The sequence below is a fragment of the Methylogaea oryzae genome (genome assembly GCF_019669985.1).
In the GTDB taxonomy this organism is placed as follows: Bacteria; Pseudomonadota; Gammaproteobacteria; order Methylococcales; family Methylococcaceae; genus Methylogaea; species Methylogaea oryzae.
This window is the reverse complement of the sequence record NZ_AP019782.1, coordinates 1,499,853-1,517,493: the sequence shown is the minus strand read 5'-3', so window position 1 is coordinate 1,517,493 and position 17,641 is coordinate 1,499,853. Positions and strand designations below refer to the sequence as shown.

General features: G+C 61.9%; 11 protein-coding genes. 6 read left to right on the top strand and 5 right to left on the bottom strand.

Translation table 11 applies throughout. The features are described 5' to 3' along the window. Nucleotides 1–139: 139 nt before the first annotated feature. Both K5607_RS07055 and K5607_RS07050 read left to right on the top strand, forming a co-directional pair. Entirely contained in the window at nt 140–1,984 is a 1,845-nt protein-coding gene (locus K5607_RS07055) for a GTPase (protein WP_221048636.1), read from the top strand. Continuing rightward, the gene (locus tag K5607_RS07050; RefSeq protein ID WP_221048635.1) at nt 1,974–3,626 is read left to right on the top strand and encodes a GTPase; all 1,653 of its coding nucleotides are present in this window, start codon (nt 1,974–1,976) and stop codon (nt 3,624–3,626) included. Before K5607_RS07055 ends, K5607_RS07050 begins: the two co-directional genes overlap by 11 nt. Before the next feature lie 88 nt (nt 3,627–3,714). On the opposite strand, the gene K5607_RS07045 is transcribed toward K5607_RS07050, so the two are convergent. The 3 genes from K5607_RS07045 to hrpA all read right to left on the bottom strand — a co-directional run bounded on the left by K5607_RS07045 (nt 3,715) and on the right by hrpA (nt 8,980). After that, entirely contained in the window at nt 3,715–4,059 is a 345-nt protein-coding gene (locus K5607_RS07045) for a hypothetical protein (protein WP_156302350.1), read from the bottom strand. Nucleotides 4,060–4,359: 300 nt separating this feature from the next. Next, nucleotides 4,360–4,698 carry a hypothetical protein gene (locus K5607_RS07040; RefSeq protein ID WP_221048634.1) on the bottom strand — a complete coding sequence of 113 codons (339 nt, stop codon included), beginning with the start codon at nt 4,696–4,698 and terminating at the stop codon, nt 4,360–4,362. A 130-nt stretch (nt 4,699–4,828) separates the two neighbouring features. Beyond that, nucleotides 4,829–8,980 carry an ATP-dependent RNA helicase HrpA gene (gene hrpA / locus K5607_RS07035; RefSeq protein WP_246598976.1) on the bottom strand — a complete coding sequence of 1,384 codons (4,152 nt, stop codon included), beginning with the start codon at nt 8,978–8,980 and terminating at the stop codon, nt 4,829–4,831. Between the two features lie 386 nt (nt 8,981–9,366). On the opposite strand from hrpA, the gene K5607_RS07030 reads away from it, so the two are divergent. From K5607_RS07030 to K5607_RS07015, 4 genes are read left to right on the top strand one after another with little or no spacing between them, the layout of a single operon-like run. Next, entirely contained in the window at nt 9,367–10,773 is a 1,407-nt protein-coding gene (locus K5607_RS07030; protein WP_156302351.1) for a class I SAM-dependent methyltransferase, read from the top strand. Between the two features lie 60 nt (nt 10,774–10,833). After that, complete coding sequence (locus tag K5607_RS07025; protein WP_343222978.1) at nt 10,834–13,458, top strand: ATP-binding protein; 2,625 nt, start codon at nt 10,834–10,836, stop codon at nt 13,456–13,458. A gap of 40 nt (nt 13,459–13,498) precedes the next feature. Then, entirely contained in the window at nt 13,499–14,674 is a 1,176-nt protein-coding gene (locus tag K5607_RS07020) for a hybrid sensor histidine kinase/response regulator (protein WP_221048632.1), read from the top strand. A gap of 7 nt (nt 14,675–14,681) precedes the next feature. Next, nucleotides 14,682–15,818, top strand: a complete 1,137-nt coding sequence (locus K5607_RS07015) for a response regulator (protein ID WP_221048631.1) — start codon at nt 14,682–14,684, stop codon at nt 15,816–15,818. A gap of 7 nt (nt 15,819–15,825) precedes the next feature. Here K5607_RS07015 and K5607_RS07010 read toward each other — a convergent pair whose 3' ends face one another. Further along, complete coding sequence (locus K5607_RS07010; RefSeq protein ID WP_221048630.1) at nt 15,826–16,599, bottom strand: ABC transporter permease; 774 nt, start codon at nt 16,597–16,599, stop codon at nt 15,826–15,828. Next, nucleotides 16,592–17,512, bottom strand: coding sequence for an ATP-binding cassette domain-containing protein (locus tag K5607_RS07005; protein WP_221048629.1), 921 nt, complete (start codon nt 17,510–17,512; stop codon nt 16,592–16,594). The genes K5607_RS07010 and K5607_RS07005 overlap by 8 nt, the downstream gene beginning before the upstream one ends. Nucleotides 17,513–17,641: the final 129 nt, after the last annotated feature.

Genomic DNA, 17,641 nt, shown 5'->3' with positions numbered 1-17,641 from the left:
GCCTTGCCTGGCGTGCTCTATAGCCGAATATAAGACCATACGGCGCCTAGTTTGACAACTTTTTACCGGTTACTATCCATTAACTTTTGATAGTAGAATCCCTTGAATTTTCTCGGCTTATTCGCTTCTTAAACGCCCCGTGCCCACCCCCTTACCCCTACCCGGCCACCCTCCCCACGGGATACGGTACAATCCGCTGGCACCGGCCAATTTCTCCCTGGATACCAGCGCTTTGAGCCCCGACGAAACCTTGCTGCACTTCGTGCGCCTGCTGCGGCAGCGCTACCAGGCGGTGCTCGCCCATACGCCGGCGGACGCGCCCCGCTCGCCGTTCCTGCGCAAGCAATTGCCCGCACTGGCCTTGGCGGAGGCGTTCCTGCGCCTCGGCGCCATGCCCTTGCGCAACGCCGGCCCTTTGCATATCGCCGTCGTCGGCCCCACCCAGGCGGGCAAAAGCTCCGTGGTCAATTGCCTCTGCCGGCAAGCGGCGGCCCAAGTCAGCCCCTTGGCCGGTTACACCGTGCACCCGCAAGGGTTCAGCCTAGGCGGACATACGGGCCTGGATTGGCTGGGCGACTATTACGCCGGCTTCCAGCGGCTGCCCCCCGAGCAACTGCCCCATGACCGCTACGATTGTTACTCCCTCACGGCCTTGACCGCGGCCCCCGAGCATCCGCTGGCACCGGCCGTGATATGGGACACCCCTGACTTCGACTCCATCGACGCAGAAGGCTACCGGGAAGGCGTGCTACGCACCGCCGCCCTGGCCGACGTGCTGCTGCTGGTGGTGAGCAAGGACAAATACGCCGACCAATCGGTGTGGGACATGCTGCAGCTGCTGGCCCCCCTCAACCAGCCCACGGTGTTGTGCCTCAACAAAACCACCGAGGACTCGCGGCAAGTGGTGGAAGGCTCGCTGCGCCAACGCTGGAAAGAATTGCGCGGCGACGCGCCGCCTCCCGTCGTTTCCCTGCCCTATCGCCAGGATTGGGGCCCCGCCTTATGGCCCGAAACGGGCAAGGCGCTCATCGACCAGTTGCGGCAAGCCGCGGCGAGCGCGCAACGAGCGCAACACAGCCGGCAAACGAAACGTCTTTTGGCGACCCATTGGCACACGTGGCTGGAGCCGGTGCAGGGCGAACAAAACGCCTTGGCGGATTGGAACAGGCACGTGGAACAGGCGATCGACGAGGCGGCGGCGCTGTACCAGCGCGACTACCTCAACCACCCTCAGCACTACGAAACCTTCCAGCGCGCCCTGGGCGAATTGCTTGCCATGCTGGAAATCCCCGGCCTGGCCAAACCCATGCATTACGCCCGCCAAGCGGTAACCTGGCCGTGGCGGCAAATGGCCAAACTGGGCAAGCTGGCCGGGGGCGGCAAAGCGCAGCCGGGCAGCGAGCAGCTGATCCTGGGCAAAATCGTGGACCATCTGCTGTTGCGGCTGGCGGAAGACGTTATGCAGCAACGGGAACAGGACGGCCGATTGCACGGCTGGTGGAGCGAAATGAGCCGCCTGCTGCAAAGCGGCCGCGAAGCCCAGCAACAATCCTTCGACACCGCCGTCCAACGTTACCAGTGGGAATTCCAGACGGAAATCGAAAGCGCGGCGCGCAGCCTGCTGGAACGACTGCAAGAACATCCCGGCGTACTCAACAGCCTGCGCGCCACCCGCGCCACGGCGGACGCCGCGGCCTTGGGCTTGGCGTTGCACACCGGCGGCATCGGCCTGCACGATTTCGTGCTGGCGCCGGCGGTGCTTTCCATCACCACGCTGCTGACGGAAAGCGCCTTGGGCCGCTACCTGCACAAAGTGGAGGCGGACCTGAAGCAGCGCCAGCGCCAAAGCGTCGAAAAACTGTTGCGAACACAGGCCGAGCAATTGTTGCTGCGCCTGCCGGAGCAATTGGACGGCGCCGACAAATTCAACATCCCCACGCAAACCGTCGCCACCGCGGAACTAGCGCTAGGCCATGACCACTGACTTGCAGACCTTGGCCCAGCAGGCCCGGCAATGGGCCGAGCAAGGCGTCGCCGCCGGCTGGCTGTCGGGCGAGGACGCCGAAAGCTTTCGCCATTTCGAAAACCATACGCCGGACACCTTGTTCGAACACGACGGCTCGCGCCCGCTGGTGGTGGCGTTTTTCGGCGGCACCGGCGTCGGCAAAAGCAGCCTGCTCAACCGGCTGGCCGGCCAGCCCATCGCCCGTACCGGGGTGGAGCGGCCGACCTCCCGGGAAGTCTCGGTATTCGTGCACGAATCGGTGCAGTTACAGCGCCTGCCCGGCGACTTCCCCCTGGAGAAGGTGAAAATCGCCCGCCACCAGGACGCCAGCCAACGCCACATTTTGTGGATCGACATGCCCGACATGGACAGCACCGAACAAGCCAACCGCGACCTGGTGCTGGCTTGGCTGCCCCATATCGACGTGCTGATTTACGTGGTCAGCCCGGAGCGCTACCGCGACGAAAAAGCCTGGAGGCTGCTGCTTTCCCATGGACAGGAGCATGCCTGGCTGTTCATCCTGAACCAGTGGGACCGCGCCCAGGCGATACAGTTGGAGGATTTCGGCCGGCAGTTGGCCTTAGCCGGTTTCGCCGACCCGGTCGTGCTCAAAACCGACAGCCGCGAACCCGCCGGCGACCGGCAAGCCGACGACTTTCCGCGCCTGGCGGAAATCATCCAATCGCTGTGCGACGGGCACACCGTCAGCCAGCTGGAGCACCGCGCCCGGCAAGTAAGGCAGGAACAATTGGCATCAGGCCTGGAGCGTTGCCTGGACCGACTGCAAAGCGGCGACGACCCGGCCCAGCTGCAACGGCGCTGGGAGACCCTGTGGGAGGAAACCGAGGACAACCTGCTGCAAGGCCTGCAATGGCCCATGCAGCAATACGCCCAAGCTTTCGTGGCGCGGGACGGCAACCCCTTGCGTCCCCAGGTTAAGCTAGCGCAACCGCCGGAAGCCGGCGACGGAGCCGCGCCGGCCGGCCGTTATGCCCTATGGGACGACTGGGCGCAAACCCTGGCCGAGGACGCTATCGACCGCTTGGTGCTGGAAGCCGCCCAAGCCGGCCTGTCGCACGCCGACCTCAAAGCCCGCACCGGCCAGATCAAACCGCAACTGCCGACGCTGGTAATGGCGCAAGCCCAACAGACGCTGCGGTTGGCCCTGGCCAATCCGGGCAACAGCCTGCAACGCTACGCCTTACGCTTCGCCGCCCTTTGCACCGCCGTGCTGCCGGTAACCGCCTTGAGCTGGGTCGGCTATCAAGCCCTCACCGCCTACCAAGCCAGCGCAGCCACCCACGATCACTACCTCGGCGCCGACTTCGCCATCCACAGCGTACTGCTGGTCGCCATCGCTTGGCTGTTGCCGTGGTTCTTGCACCGCCAATTGGCTCCTTCGGCGGAAAAAGCCGCTCTCAAGGGATTGCGCCAAGGCATCGTCGGCGGCCTGGCCGCCGCCGCCAGCCAAATCGCCGGCCTTATCGACGAAAGCCAACGCCAACGGCAGGCTTTTGTGACGGCAGGCCAAGACTTGGCGCAGCGCTGCCGCGCCGCCGAAACCTCAGCCCAGCCGCTGGATGGGGTGCTGTTGAACCGCCTGCTGCAAGGGCGGACTTAACGCCACGGCAGGCCACAACGAAAAATGCCGGCTGCGCCGTGGCGGCCGGCAAGAAAAACTCGCGGAAATCCGGGAATCGCCCGGAGCGCTACACCATCTCGTCCACTTGGCTGCCGACGCCCCGCGGCTCGATGCCGGACTCCCGCACCAAACCGGACAATGACGCCACGTACTGCAAGGGCACCGGATGGATCACCCCCGTATTGTTGATCACGCGGGCGCCTAACTTGCCTTCCCCCATATCCAACTCGATGCGCATATTGTGGGCCAAGCTTGGGGCGATGGTATCCAGCCCCTGTACGACGTTGGCAAGACCGGGGGTCGCAGTGGCGGCATCCTGAGCAGCGGCCTTCTCTTTGGCGATATTCCGCTCCGCGGAATACCGCATGGCCGCCAAGGGGGTGTTGACGCCGTTTAAGGAAGAAGTAGCCATGGAATTACCCTCCTTATGAGGAACCTTGCTGCTATCGAAAAACTCGCTACGGACCGATGGAAGCAACGCCCGCCTATCGACCCGTGATTCGCCTCACATTTTCAATATTAGCAAGCTTTTTCCCCCTGTTTGTGACGCCGGTCAAATCCGCGAGACACGCCCAACCGATACCGGCCATCGGCGCAAATCGCGGTTCGTTGAATAATCACCCGGCGAAAACCGGGGATAATTAGGCGGGCAGGTTACGGAGGAAAGGGGAAGAGGGCGAAAACGAACCGGGCTTCCCGCGGACGAACCGCCCTAAGCGATTTCGTCCACCCGGCCGCCGGCAGCGGCAGGCACAGCCCCGGATTGCCGCAGCAACGCGGCCAACTGCGCGACGTACTCCAACGGGATCGGGCGCTCCGTACCGGAATCGCTGACGATGCGGGCGCCCTGCTTCCCCCCGCCAAGATCCAGTTCCACATGCATGTCTTGCGCCGGACCGGTCACGGCATTGAGCTCGCCCACGACGTTGGCGAGGGCGGGATGCGCGGCGTTCGGCGCAGGATTGGCCTGCTGCTGAGCCGCGCCCTCCCTCGCCGCCGGATAACGGAGATATTGAGTAGCCCCGCCAATGCCGCCTAATGAAGTCACCATGGTGTCGCTCCCCTAGGGAGGGTTGTCGCCGAAGGATGTCCCTCCTGATTGCAGGGTATCAAGATTCGCCTATTTGTCTTGTATCGTAGCGCCCAACCAACGATACGCGCCCCTCGAGACGGCGCGCCCCTTATTTTTGCCGCCCACCCCACATCTCGTCCAAGCGTTTGGCCGATACCGGCACCGGGGTTTTCAGGTGTTGGGCGAATAAGGAAACCCGAAACTCCTCCAGCAGCCAACGGAAGGCGTCGTCTTCCGGCGCCGCGGCCAAAGGCTGCTTGGCGTAGTCCCAATAACGAGCCCAATACGGCTTGAGCAGATCCAACTGGCGGCGATCCCGGCCGGGATCTTGGCGCAGCTTATCTAGGCGATGCTGCAACGCCTTGAGGTAACGAGGATATTCCTTCAATCGCGCCAGGGAGGTCGTCCGAACAAAACCGGCGTAGACCAGGCAACGCAACTGCTCGCGCATATCCTGGGCGCAGGGATCGTTGGCGGGCCAAGCCGCCAGCGTTTTTTCCAGCGTCGCCGCGCCGTCCAGGATTCCGGCCGACAGGACCGATGCGGTATTGGCCTGCTCGATCAATTGGCCGCGATGCCGTTCCAAGCGATCGCGAAAAACCTTTTCGCTGCGAATATCCGGCTGGTCGTCCAGATATAGCGACTGCACCACCAATCCCAGCAAATCGTCGCGCAATGCGGCATTGTCGGCGGTTTGGCGAAACGGCAGGCCGGCCAGTTTGGCGTAAGCCAGTTCGTGGGGCGGCTTCACCGCCAGATTTTTACGCAGATATTTGATGTCTTTAGCCAACGCCAACTGGATCAAGCGACTCAAGCCGCAACGATGGCGCCAGCGGGCTTCCGCCTCCGTGTCGAAACTCTTCAATCCCACGGCGTCGCCTTCGTCCACCAGCGCCGCGTAGCCGGGGACGGTGGTCTTGCCCGTTTTCGTGTCGCTGCGGATGGGAATGTCGCCGAACTGCCAATCGGTGCAACCGCTGATGGACAGCGACTTGGCCGCCAAGCTCTGGAAAGTTTGCCCGGCCTGCGCGCCGTAACGGCGCTGCAGATCGCCCAGGTCGCGGGAAGTGACCAGCACTTTGCCCTTCTCGTCCATCACCCGGTAGTTCATGCGCAAATGCTCGGTGAGGGAGGCTTCGTCCCAAGCCCCGTCCGGAACCGTCAAACCGTAAGTGAATTTCAGCAACGCTCCCACCGACTGGGTCAGTACGCCCTCACCCACCGCCAGCTTGGGCAGCAGGCGATCCACCGTGTCGGGCACCGGCACCAGCTTGCGGCGCAGGTCCTTGGGCAGGGATTTGAGCAGGGCGATGAGCTTTTCCCGCAGCAATCCGGGCACCAGCCAGTCGAAGGGTTCCTTGCTGAGCTGGTTGAGCTGGTGCAAGGGCACGATGGCGGTGACGCCGTCTTCCGGGTCGCCCGGCGCGAAGCGGTATTCCAGCCGCACGCTGCCGTCGCCCACGTCTAGGTGATCCGGGTAGTTGACCGTATCCAGGCTCTCGTCTTCCCGACGAGTGACGTCGTCCTTGGTCAGCAACAACAGCTTGGGATCGGTCTTTTCTACCTCGCGCCGCCAGCGGTCGAAGCTGGCGCCGCTGCACACATGGGGCGGCAGGCGCTCGTCGTAGAAACGGTAGAGCCATTCCTCGTCCACCACCAAGTCCACCCGCCGGCCTTTCTGCTGCAGGTAGTCGGCCGATTGCAGCAGGGACTGGTTGTGGCGGAAGAACTCGGCGCGGCAGTCGTACTCCTGCTGCACCAGGGCTTCGCGGATGAAGATTTCCCGCGCTCCGGCCGGATTGATGTTTTCGTAAGGCACTTTACGGCCGGCCTGGACGATGAGGCCGTACAAGGCGCTGCGCTCGTGCACCGCGACGCGGGCCGGCTTGCGTTCCCAGTGCGGATCGTAATGGGTGCGCTTGACGAGGTGGCCGCCCACTTCCTCGATCCAGTCCGGCTCGATCTTGGCGACGGTGCGGGCATAAACCTTGGCGGTTTCCACCTGCTCGGCGCAGACGATCCACTGCGGCCGGCTCTTGAACAGGAAGGAGCCGGGAAAAATCTGAAACTTCAGGCCGCGGGCGCCGGAGTATTCCGACTGCTCGCCCTTCAGGCCGACGTTGCCCAACAGGCCGGTCAGCAGCGCCTTGTGGATTTCGGCATAGCCGGCCGGCACTTGGTTGGGCCGCCAGTTCAGTTCGCCTTTCACCAGCTGGTTGATCTGGTGGTGGATATCCTCCCATTCGCGCATGCGGATGTAGCTGAGGAAATTCTCCCGGCACCAGCCGCGCAGCTTGCTGTTGGATAGGTGCGGCTTCTGCTCGTGGTAGGCCACCCACAGGTTGTACAGGCCCAGGAAATCCGACTGCTCGTGCTTGAACTTGGCATGGGCCTGGTCCGCCGCCTGGGTCTTGTCCATGGGCCGCTCGCGCGGGTCCTGCAGGCTGAGGGCGGCGGCGATGGCCGCCACCTCCGTCAGGCAGTTGTACTTGGCGGCGGCCACCAGCATCCGGCCCAAACGCGGGTCCAGCGGCAGCTTGGCCAGTTGGCGGCCGACGGCGGTGAGGTTCTGCTGCTCGTCCAGCGCGCCCAGCTCTTGCAGGGTCTTGACGCCGTCGCGGATCAGACGCTCGTCGGGCGGCTCGATGAAGGGGAAGGCAGCTATGTCGCCCAGCCCCAGGGAGCGCATCTGCAATATCACCGCCGCCAGGTTGGTGCGGAGGATTTCCGGCTCGGTGAATTCCGGCCGCGCCCGGTAGTCCTCTTCCGAGTACAGGCGAATACAGATGCCCGGCCCGATACGGCCGCAACGGCCGGCGCGCTGATTGGCGGAAGCCTGGGAGACTTTCTCGATGGGCAGCCGTTGCAGCTTGCTGCGGTGGCTATAGCGGCTGATGCGGGCGTGGCCGGCGTCGATGACGCAGCGGATGCCCGGCACCGTCAGCGAGGTTTCCGCCACGTTGGTGGCCAGCACGATGCGGTCGCGGCCATGGGGCTTGAAGATTTTTTCCTGGTCGGCCACCGCCAGCTTGGAATACAGCGGCAGCACTTCCACGTGGGGCGGATGGTGCTTGCGCAGGGATTCCGCCGTCTCGCGAATTTCCCGCTCGCCGGACAGAAACACCAGGATGTCGCCGGCCCGCTCCCGGTGCAGTTCGTCCGCCGCGTCCAGGATGGCCTGCTGCAAATCGCGCTCGGTCTCATCCGACTCGTCCACCGAGCGTTTCTTCTTGCCGTCGTCCGGCAAGCGCGGCACCAGCACTTTGCCGGTGGCGGTAAGCTCCCCGCTCCCACCATCCTGATCCCTCGCCTCTCCTTCCGGCCCCCTCTCCCTCTGGGAGAGGGTTGGGGTGAGGGAAGACAAAGAGCCACGGCCTTTTAATCCCCTCACCCTACCCTCTCCCTGGGGGAGAGGGTTTCTTATTTCCAACTCGGCGCCAGCGATAGGCCGATAACGCATCTCCACCGGATAAGTCCGCCCCGACACGTTGATGATGGGCGCGCCGCCGAAGTGGCGGGAAAAACGCTCCGGGTCGATGGTGGCGGAGGTGATGATCACTTTCAAATCCGGCCGTTTGGGCAACACCCAGCGCAGATACCCCAGCAGGAAATCGATGTTGAGGCTGCGTTCGTGGGCCTCGTCGACGATCAGCGTGTCGTAGTGATCGAGAAAGCGGTCCTGCTGGGTTTCCGCCAGCAGGATGCCGTCGGTCATCAGCTTGACGTAGGCCTCCGGCGAGGTAGTGTCCTGGAAGCGGATCTTGTAACCCACCGCCTTGCCCAAAGGCTGGCCCAGCTCCTCGGCGATGCGCGCGGCGACGCTACGGGCGGCGATGCGGCGCGGCTGGGTATGGCCGATGTAGCCGGTCAGCCCCCTGCCCGCCTCCAAGCAGATTTTCGGCAACTGGGTAGTCTTGCCCGAACCGGTTTCGCCGCAGACGATCACCACCTGGTGGGCCTTGATCGCAGCGACGATTTCGTCCTTCTTGCCCGAAACCGGCAGCTCCTCCGGGTAACGCACGCGCGGCACAGCGGATTTACGCGCCTGCAACCCCCGTTGGGACACAGCGACTTTCTCCGCCAGCCGGGCCAACACCGCCTCGACGTCCGCCCCGCCCTGCTGGCGCAAGCGCTGCAACTGACGCCGCAAGCCCTGCTGATCGCGGCGCATGCATTCCTTGAGCTGCGACTCCAACTGGCGAAGCAAGGCGAATTGTTGGGACGACAAAGGAGAGGAAGCGGGACGTTGAGCGGAGGACATGGAACCTAGACGTAAAAACCACGGACCGGGAGGGCAACGACGATATTGGGACTCGCGTTGCGCACGGCGAGAAAGGGAGCTCACCGACGAAACATCGGCGCCTGTTATGATAACATTCGTTTAAAGCATCCGGGTGAAAACCGCTGGCTTTCCTACGCCAAATACTATCGGGGCATATATCGAACACGGATTGATCCAACGGCAAAACGGAACCATTGCGTAAGCCCAGACAATTCGATTCACCTGTAGAAACCATCGAGGCGTTGCCCGAGCAACCGCCTCTTTATCCTGAATCGCCCCGACCGGCGATTCAGCGGCGATCTACTCCCCGCGGACCAGCAACTTCACCCCCCATATCGCCACTCAGACAGCCGAGGCTCGCTTCCGTGACTCACAACGGCATGAATGCCTATAGCCTGGTGACTTTTCGCAACAGCCAGGGCGAGAAGGCTCGCGGCACGCTACTAAAACTCACACGATCGACGGTCGTTCTCGAAGTTTACAACCCTTACTCTATCGTACAATTAAGCGAAGTATTGCACGATTTGACGCTAAGACAATATGAGACTGTCGTATACCGAGGAAGAGCCATTGTCAGCAACCTCGTCAATACCGGCCTCATGCTCATTGTATCGATAACATTAATCGATGATTGGCTGCCCCTAACAACAGACGTAAACAACCTATCACCTGAAAAGCCAAATCCGTATAAGTTTCTTCATGCATGGAAGGAAACCAACAACCTACAACCAAGTTACCGGGTTGCCATAGGTCGAATACGATGTTTTCTTGCGGACACCCAGCGATGGCTGGAGCAAGCGCAAATACAAATTTGCTCGCAAGATCAAAATACTGAACTCAGCGTCATTGACGACTTTACGCAGGAGGTTGTTTCCGCCATCGGCCCCGAAGCGCTTGAATTACTCAGCACGTTCGAATCAGAGGCTAACTCCTTGCACAGAGACCAGGTTGATGCACATAAGTTTCATGCGCAACGCGAACTACACCCTCTAATCATGTGCGCACCCTTCGTGCATAGAGCATATAGCAAACCACTAGGGTATGCCGGCGATTATGAAATGGTAAACATGATGCTACGGGATCCGAAAGAAGGGGCAAGCGTATTCGCTAAAACAGTAAACGCCATCAACCTAAAAACCGGTCCAGTTTTAGCACACAGAAACCGGATAGACATCCTATGCAGCTACCTCTCTCGGGTAACATTTGAAAACGCCATAAAACATCAAGGATCAAAAATATTAAACATAGGCTGCGGCCCAGCCATTGAGATCCAACGCTTTATCCGAGACAGCCCCTTATCCAACGAATGCGACTTTACGCTACTGGATTTCAACGAGCAAACCATACACCACACAAAAAACCACCTAGACAAAATCCGCACGGAATACAATCGGTCAACATCCATCAACTTTCTTAACCTATCCGTAAACACCCTAGCAAAAAAAACCGCAAAAAACATAAAAGAACTACCAACATCATCATTCGACCTAGTATATTGCGCAGGCTTGTTCGACTACCTTTCAGATAAGCTATGCTCCCGCCTACTCACAATGTTTCATACATGGGTAAAACCCGGCGGCTCAGTACTGGTCACAAATGTCCACAAGAATAATACGTCGCTCCAATGGATGGAACACATACTGGAATGGTATTTAATTTACCGCGACAGTGACGACATGATAAAAATATCACCACCCGAAACGCCTTCAAGAACCTTCAACGACGCCAGCAACCAAAACATTTTTCTTGAGATTATCAAGCGCGACGAATAAACCACTATAACAGACAGAAAACAACTCGCTTTACGGGCTTACTCCAACGGACGACAAACAATGGATAGTGTCAGCGCAATCCAGCAAGCTTACAGAGACACAGACACGGCGTATCGAGTCGCAGAATCACGAGTTGGTTGCATAGTGGCACTTTTTCTTGTCCCGGCCGGCGTTACCCTGGACTACATAACTTATCATGAGAAATTTTACTTATTTTTCGCCATGAGAGTTATTTGCGACATCATAATAGCGGCAATCTATTTAATTCACTTCACCGCTTTTGGCGCACAAATCATCCGAGGATTAACCCTAGCGTGGCTTACGGCCATTCAGATCATGATTTGCGGCATGATCTACCTTACCGACGGGGTCTATTCATCCTATCACTCAGGACTAAACCTTGCCATAATAGCCGTAGGCCTACTGCTTCCAACATCAATCAGCGAAGCAATAATTTTTTGCGTGTTAACGGTTATATTATACTCTGCCGCCTGCCTCATCAGAGACACCCAGGAATTCGATCCCCTCGAATTCTACAAACATCAATACTTTATAATACTAACCAGTATCATCGCCATCACATCCGTCTACTTCAATACCAGACGTCGATTCAGTGAATTCAGAATCAGCTATGAGCTTGACGGAAAAAACAAACAACTTTCCGAACTAGACCGTCTCAAATCGCAATTTTTCGCCAACGTTTCCCACGAACTGCGCACCCCGCTGACACTGATTCTGGCGCCCACGGAGGACTTGCTCAATAAACCGGAACAGCTTCCGAGCAACGCGCTTCCCATACTCGCAACCATACGCAATAACGCTCTGCGTTTGCTCCGTTTGGTCAACGATTTGCTGGACCTGAACCGGCTGGAGGAAGGCGAAAGCAATCTGGAAAGCCGGCCTGTGGACATCAACCGGTTGGCAAGCGGACTGGGCGATTCCATGCGCCATTTGGCGGAAAGCCGCGGCTTGGCTTTCCGCCAAGCATTGGCGCCCACCCCGTTGATCGTGCACGGCGACCCCCATGCCCTGGAAAAAATCGTGCTCAACCTGCTGGGCAACGCCGTCAAATTCACCGAAACGGGCGGCACCGTGCAGTTGAGCACCGAGAGCAGCGGCGCGTCGGCACGCATCATCGTGCGCGACGACGGCATAGGCATCGGTAGCGGCGATCTGCCCTACATATTCGACCGCTTCCGCCAAGCCGACGGCTCCTCCACCCGCCGTTATCAAGGCACTGGGCTGGGATTGGCGTTGGCGAAGGAATTGGTGGAAAAACAAGGCGGCAGCATTCGCGCCGAAAGCCGCCCCGGCGCCGGCACGACCATGACGGTGCAACTGCCCCTGGCCGCCACCGAAGCCGTCGAGCCGGACCCTACGCCGGTCCGGGACACCGACCTTTTCGCGCGATTTTTTCGGTCGGCCGATTTTTATCTAGGTCCGGAAATCGAAGTCGCCGCCCCCCGGCACGGCGGCCGCGTCGAAACGGAGCCCTCGCCTCATTCCGCCCGCGAACGGGGGGCCGCCAGCCCCGCGGCCCAGTCCTCCCCGGATGCCGGCGCCAAGGCCACGTTGCTGATAGTCGACGACGAACCCGACATGCGCGGCTACTTGCGCGACGTGCTGACCGACGAATTCACCGTATGGCAAGCCGACGACGGCGCGGCGGGACTAGCCCTGATAAAGGCGCGGCGCCCCGATTTGGTGTTGCTGGACCTGATGATGCCGAAAATGGATGGGCTGGCCGTTTGCCGCGCAATTCGCGGCGACGCCGCCCTGGCCGATATCAAGGTGATCCTACTCACCGCCCGCGTGGACGAACAAGCCAAGCTGGCCGCGTTGGACTGCGGGGCGGACGACTTCCTCACCAAACCGTTCAGCCGTGTCGAAGTTTGCACACGGCTGCGCAACTTGGCGCGCTCGGCCGCTTTGCAGCGAGACGTGCGCCAGCGCAACCGAGAACTGGAAGCCGCCATGGCCGATCTCCGCCGCGCCCACGATCAATTGATCCAAAGCGAAAAACTCAATGCCATCGGCATGCTCACCGCCGGCCTGCTGCACGAAGTGAACAATCCGCTCAATTACGCTCACACCACTTTGCAAATCCTGCAGGAAGACCCGTCGATCCAGGGCGACGAACGGCTGGCCCGCGCTTTGGAGCGCATACGCCACGGCATGAACCGCATCCGGGACATCGTCGCCAATTTGCGCACCTTCGCCCGTCCCTCGCCCGCCGACAAGGCCACCCGCTTCAGCCTGGCCGCAGCGCTGGACACCGCCCTCACCCTCACCGCCCACGAGATGAAAGGCATCGAATGCCGCACCGACATCCCGGCGGATTGCCACGCCCTGGGCGCCCATGACCAGATCGAACAGATACTCATCAATCTGCTGAGCAACGCGGCCAAGGCGGTGGCGCAACGGGAGGCCGGCGTCATTCGCGTCACGGCGGAGCGCGACGGCGGCCGGATCGTGATACGGGTGCGAGACAACGGCAAAGGCATCGCCCCGGACGCTTTGGCGAAAGTTTTCGACCCCTTCTACACCACTGCCGACGTGGGCCACGGGATGGGACTGGGGCTGAGTATCTGCCATACTATCGCCGCCAACCATGGCGGAAACCTGCGGGTGGCCAGCGAGGAAGGCGAATGGACGGAATTTGCATTCGACTTGGCGGCGGCGTGAAACGCGCGCCGGCGGGCTCGACAGGAAAAGGAGGATAGCGATGCGGTTTTCGGAAAACATGGATAGGCAAGGCGGCGACCGCTACGCGGTGCTGTTCGTGGATGACGAGGCCATGGCCCTGGAAGCGTTCGACATGGCCTGCGGCGACAGCTTCCCTGTGCTGACCGCCTCCAATGCCGTAGAAGCGGCAAGAATCCTGGAGAGCCGAAGCAACGACATCGCCGTTCTGATCTCCGACCAGCGCATGCCGCAGACGACCGGTGTCGACCTGCTCAAGGAAACGCGCCGGCGCCACCCGCACATCACCCGCATGCTCACCACGGCTTACGCCGATTTCGACGCCACCGTCGCCGCACTGAACGAAGCCGAAATTTTCCGCTGCATTCCCAAGCCCTGGGACGTGGCGGCCTTGCGGCGTGAGCTGGCGGCGGCGATGGAGCATTTCCTCGCGCGTCGTCGCGCAGAAGGGGACCAGCCCGGCGACGAGCAAGACGCCGCGCTGCAGGTCGCGGCGCCGGTCGCCCACAAGCTTCGCGACACCCTGATCGCCATGACGTGGGGCGTAGACGGACTGCGGCGCCACTTGCCGCCGCTGCTGGAGGCCTATGACGACGCCGCCGACGGCCGGGAAAACCCTTCGGTTGCGCGGGCGAGCCGACGCGACGCCCTGGACACGATCCTGGACAAACTGGAACACCAGACGCGCGATGTCAGCCAACTAATGGAGCTGATGCTGGCGCAACGGCGCGGCGCCAAAGCGGCCAGCGCCGCGCACTCCATGGCCGAGGCCGTCGAACAGGCGCTGGAGCGCTTCCCCTTCGCTCCCGGCCAACGGGCCTTGGTCCGGACCGAGTTGCTGGACGACTTCCAATTTTCCGGCGCGATGCCGCTCATGACGCGCTTGATTTTCAACCTGCTGAGCAACGCCCTCCATGCCGTGGAAACCGCGAAAAAAGGGCGCATCGAAATCCGCCTGGAAACCCGCGCCGCCGGCAACCGCCTGTGCGTCTGGGACGGAGGCACCGGCATCGCGCCCGAGATCCTGCCGCGCCTGTTCGAAGAAGCGGTGACCACTCGCGCCGACACGGAAGGCCACGGCCTGGGCCTGGGGTTTTGCAGGCTCGTGGCGGAAACCATGGGCGGGTCCATCGCCTGCCGCTCCGTCGAAGGCGAATTCGCCGAATTCGTCGTAACGCTCCCGCCCAACACCCACTGACGCCGCGATGGAGCCAAACAGCGACGCCCAAGAATTCGCCGTGCTTTTCGTCGACGACGAAGGCCCGTCGTGCGACGTGTTATGCGACGCCCTCGCGGGACGGCTGCGGGTGATTACCGCCGATAGCGTCGACAAGGCGTTGGCCGTACTGGAGCGCCAAGGCCACGACATCGGCGTCCTGCTCACCGACCAGCGCATGCCGGGCCGCAGCGGGGTGGACTTGCTCAAACTGGTGCGGGAGCGCTGGCCGTCCATCGTCCGCTTGCTCACCACCGCCTATACCGATTACGACGACGCCATCGCCGCCGTCAATCGCGGCGAGATCCTGCGTTACATCCATAAGCCATGGGACATTCGCACCCTGCGCATGGAACTGGAACACGCCATGGAGTTGTTCGTGCTGCGGCAGGAACGGGAGCGGCTCATCGAGGAAAAACTGTCCACACGGCAACGTTTGGTGGAAGCCGGGCGGGCGCGCGACCTGCTGGTGCTCTGTGCCGCGCTCGGCTTGCGCGACACGGCGGCGGCCGTCGGCGACTTCCTGGCGCAAACAAGCGCCGGCAATCCGTCGGGCGGCCCGTCATCGCTCGGACGGCATCATTCGATGCAAGAGGAAGCCCTGCGCTCCATCGCCATTGCGCGAGAACTGCGGACGATGCTGAAGCGCGCGACCGAAGGCGACGACACGCCGGCGGCCCTGGCGGAATTGCTGACGACCACCGTATCGCGCAGCGGCGCGAAAATCGAAGGCTCGTGCGCGCTCGCCCGGCTGCCCGCCGTCCACCTGTCCCGCGCCGCCACGGCATGCCTGCTGGAATTGCTGCTGGAGAAGGCCGACGACCGGCCGGTCGAGCTCGCCGCGACCGGCGACGCATCGGCGCTGGCGCTCACGATCACCCGCCCCGCCCGGCGAAACCGCGAACCGGCGGCCGAGAGCGCCGCAGGGGCACGCGCCCCCGAGGCCCGCACCCTTGCCGCCTTTCTGCTCACCCGCCATCTGGGCGGCACGCTGAGCTTCCGCGACGATGGCGCCGCCGGCGTTTTCTCGTTAAGCCTGCCGCTCGACGCAAAAGCCGCCATGGCGAACGAAACGTCCCGCATCGAGCGGGTGTTCGCGTCGTTCGAATCGAACGACGCCTGGTAACCGCCGATCAGCGCAGCAATCTGCGGCGCAGGCGGGCAACGGCGATCGCCGCCGCCGCCGCGCCGTAAGCCGCCGGCACCGCCAAATGGCCGAACAGCGCCGCCGAGCATTCCAACTGGCCGGCCATCAGCGGCCGCACCACGTCCACGATATGGGACAACGGCAGCCAGGCCATCGCCTGCTGCACCGCTTCCGGCAAAGCGGACCGGGGAAAAAACACGCCGCTGAGCATAACCATGGGCGTCGTCAACAAAGTCGCGTAATACACGAAAAAGTCGTAGCTGCGGGAATAGGACGTCACCACGAGCGCCATGCTGCCGAAGCAAATCCCCGCCAGAAACGCCACCGGCAGTATCCACAACGCCTGCCAACCGTGCACCAGGCCGAATGCGGCGGCAACCAGCAAAATCGCGCCGTTGCTGATGACGCTTTTGCTGCCCATCCACAGGATCTCGCCCAGAACGACATCCTCCAACCCCAATGGAGCCGCCAGCATGCCATCCCAGATCCGCTGCACGTGCATGCGTGTGTAAGCCAAATACAAGCCTTCGAACGTGGAGGTGTTCATGGCGTTCATCACCAGGATACCGCCGCTGAGGAAAGCCAAATAGGACTGATGGTCCACCTCGCCGACCATGGCGCCCAGCCCCAAGCCTAGGCCGAACAACGTGGTCAGCGGCTCCATGAAGCTGCCCAGCAAGGAACGCAACGAACCCTTGCGCCAAACGGTGGCGTTGCGCCGCCATACCGCCACGCAACGGGGGGGAGCGACTTTAAACATCGCGCAGATCCCTGCCGGTGAGGCGCAAGAACACGTCCTCCAAATTGGCGGGCCGGTAGGAATAGCGCAGCCTGGGCCAAGCGTCCAGCGACGCCACCCAAGGCTGCAGCTGCTCGCCGTATAAATACAGGCTGTCCCCCACGCGCTCCCGCCGCACCGGCTCGTCGCAGACGAACGTTTCCCGCCACCGCGCCACGTCCTGGCCGTGCACTTCCAGCACGTGGGACTCGATGTGGCCGGCGATCAAGTCGCGGGGGGCGCCGTCGGCCAGGATGCGGCCGTGATCCATGAGAATAATGCGATCGCACAAGCGCTCGGCTTCGTCCATGTAGTGGGTGGTGAGGATCACCGTCAGGCCGTCCTGCTGCAATTGGCGCAGCAATTGCCAGATATTGTGGCGGATGTGGGGGTCCAGGCCGGTGGTGGGCTCGTCCAGAATGAGCAGCCGCGGCCGGTTGATCAGGGCGCGGGCAATGGACAAGCGCCGCTTCATGCCGCCGGACAAATTGCCGATGCGCTGATCCGCTTTATCCGGCAAGGCGGCATATTGCAGCAGCTGCGGAATACGGTCGCGCACCTCCGCCGAGCTCAAGCCGAAATAGCGGCCGTACACCTCGAGGTTTTCCCGCACCGTCAATTCCAAATCCAGATTGTCCTGCTGCGGCACGATGCCGACCAAGGCGCGCATGTCCTTGGCGCGCTTCGGCACAGGGAACCCCAGCACCGTCAACTCGCCGCCGTCGGGCGGAGCATGGCCGGCCAACATGCGCAGGGTGGTCGTTTTGCCGGCGCCATTGGGGCCGAGGATGCCGCAAAACTCGCCGCGCGGAATGGAGAAAGAAATCCCGTCCACCACGCGATGGCCGCCGTAGCGTTTGCTAAGCCCATCGGCCCGAACCACGGCGTCTTTCATTGCGATGCGTCCCGCAGGCTGGCGCTGGCCGGACCGCACGAAGACCGAGAAAACTGGGAGGAACTGAAGATCAAAGCGGCGCCTTGACGTGGCAAGGAATTGGGTAAAGGAAAGGAAGCGTTGATAGCG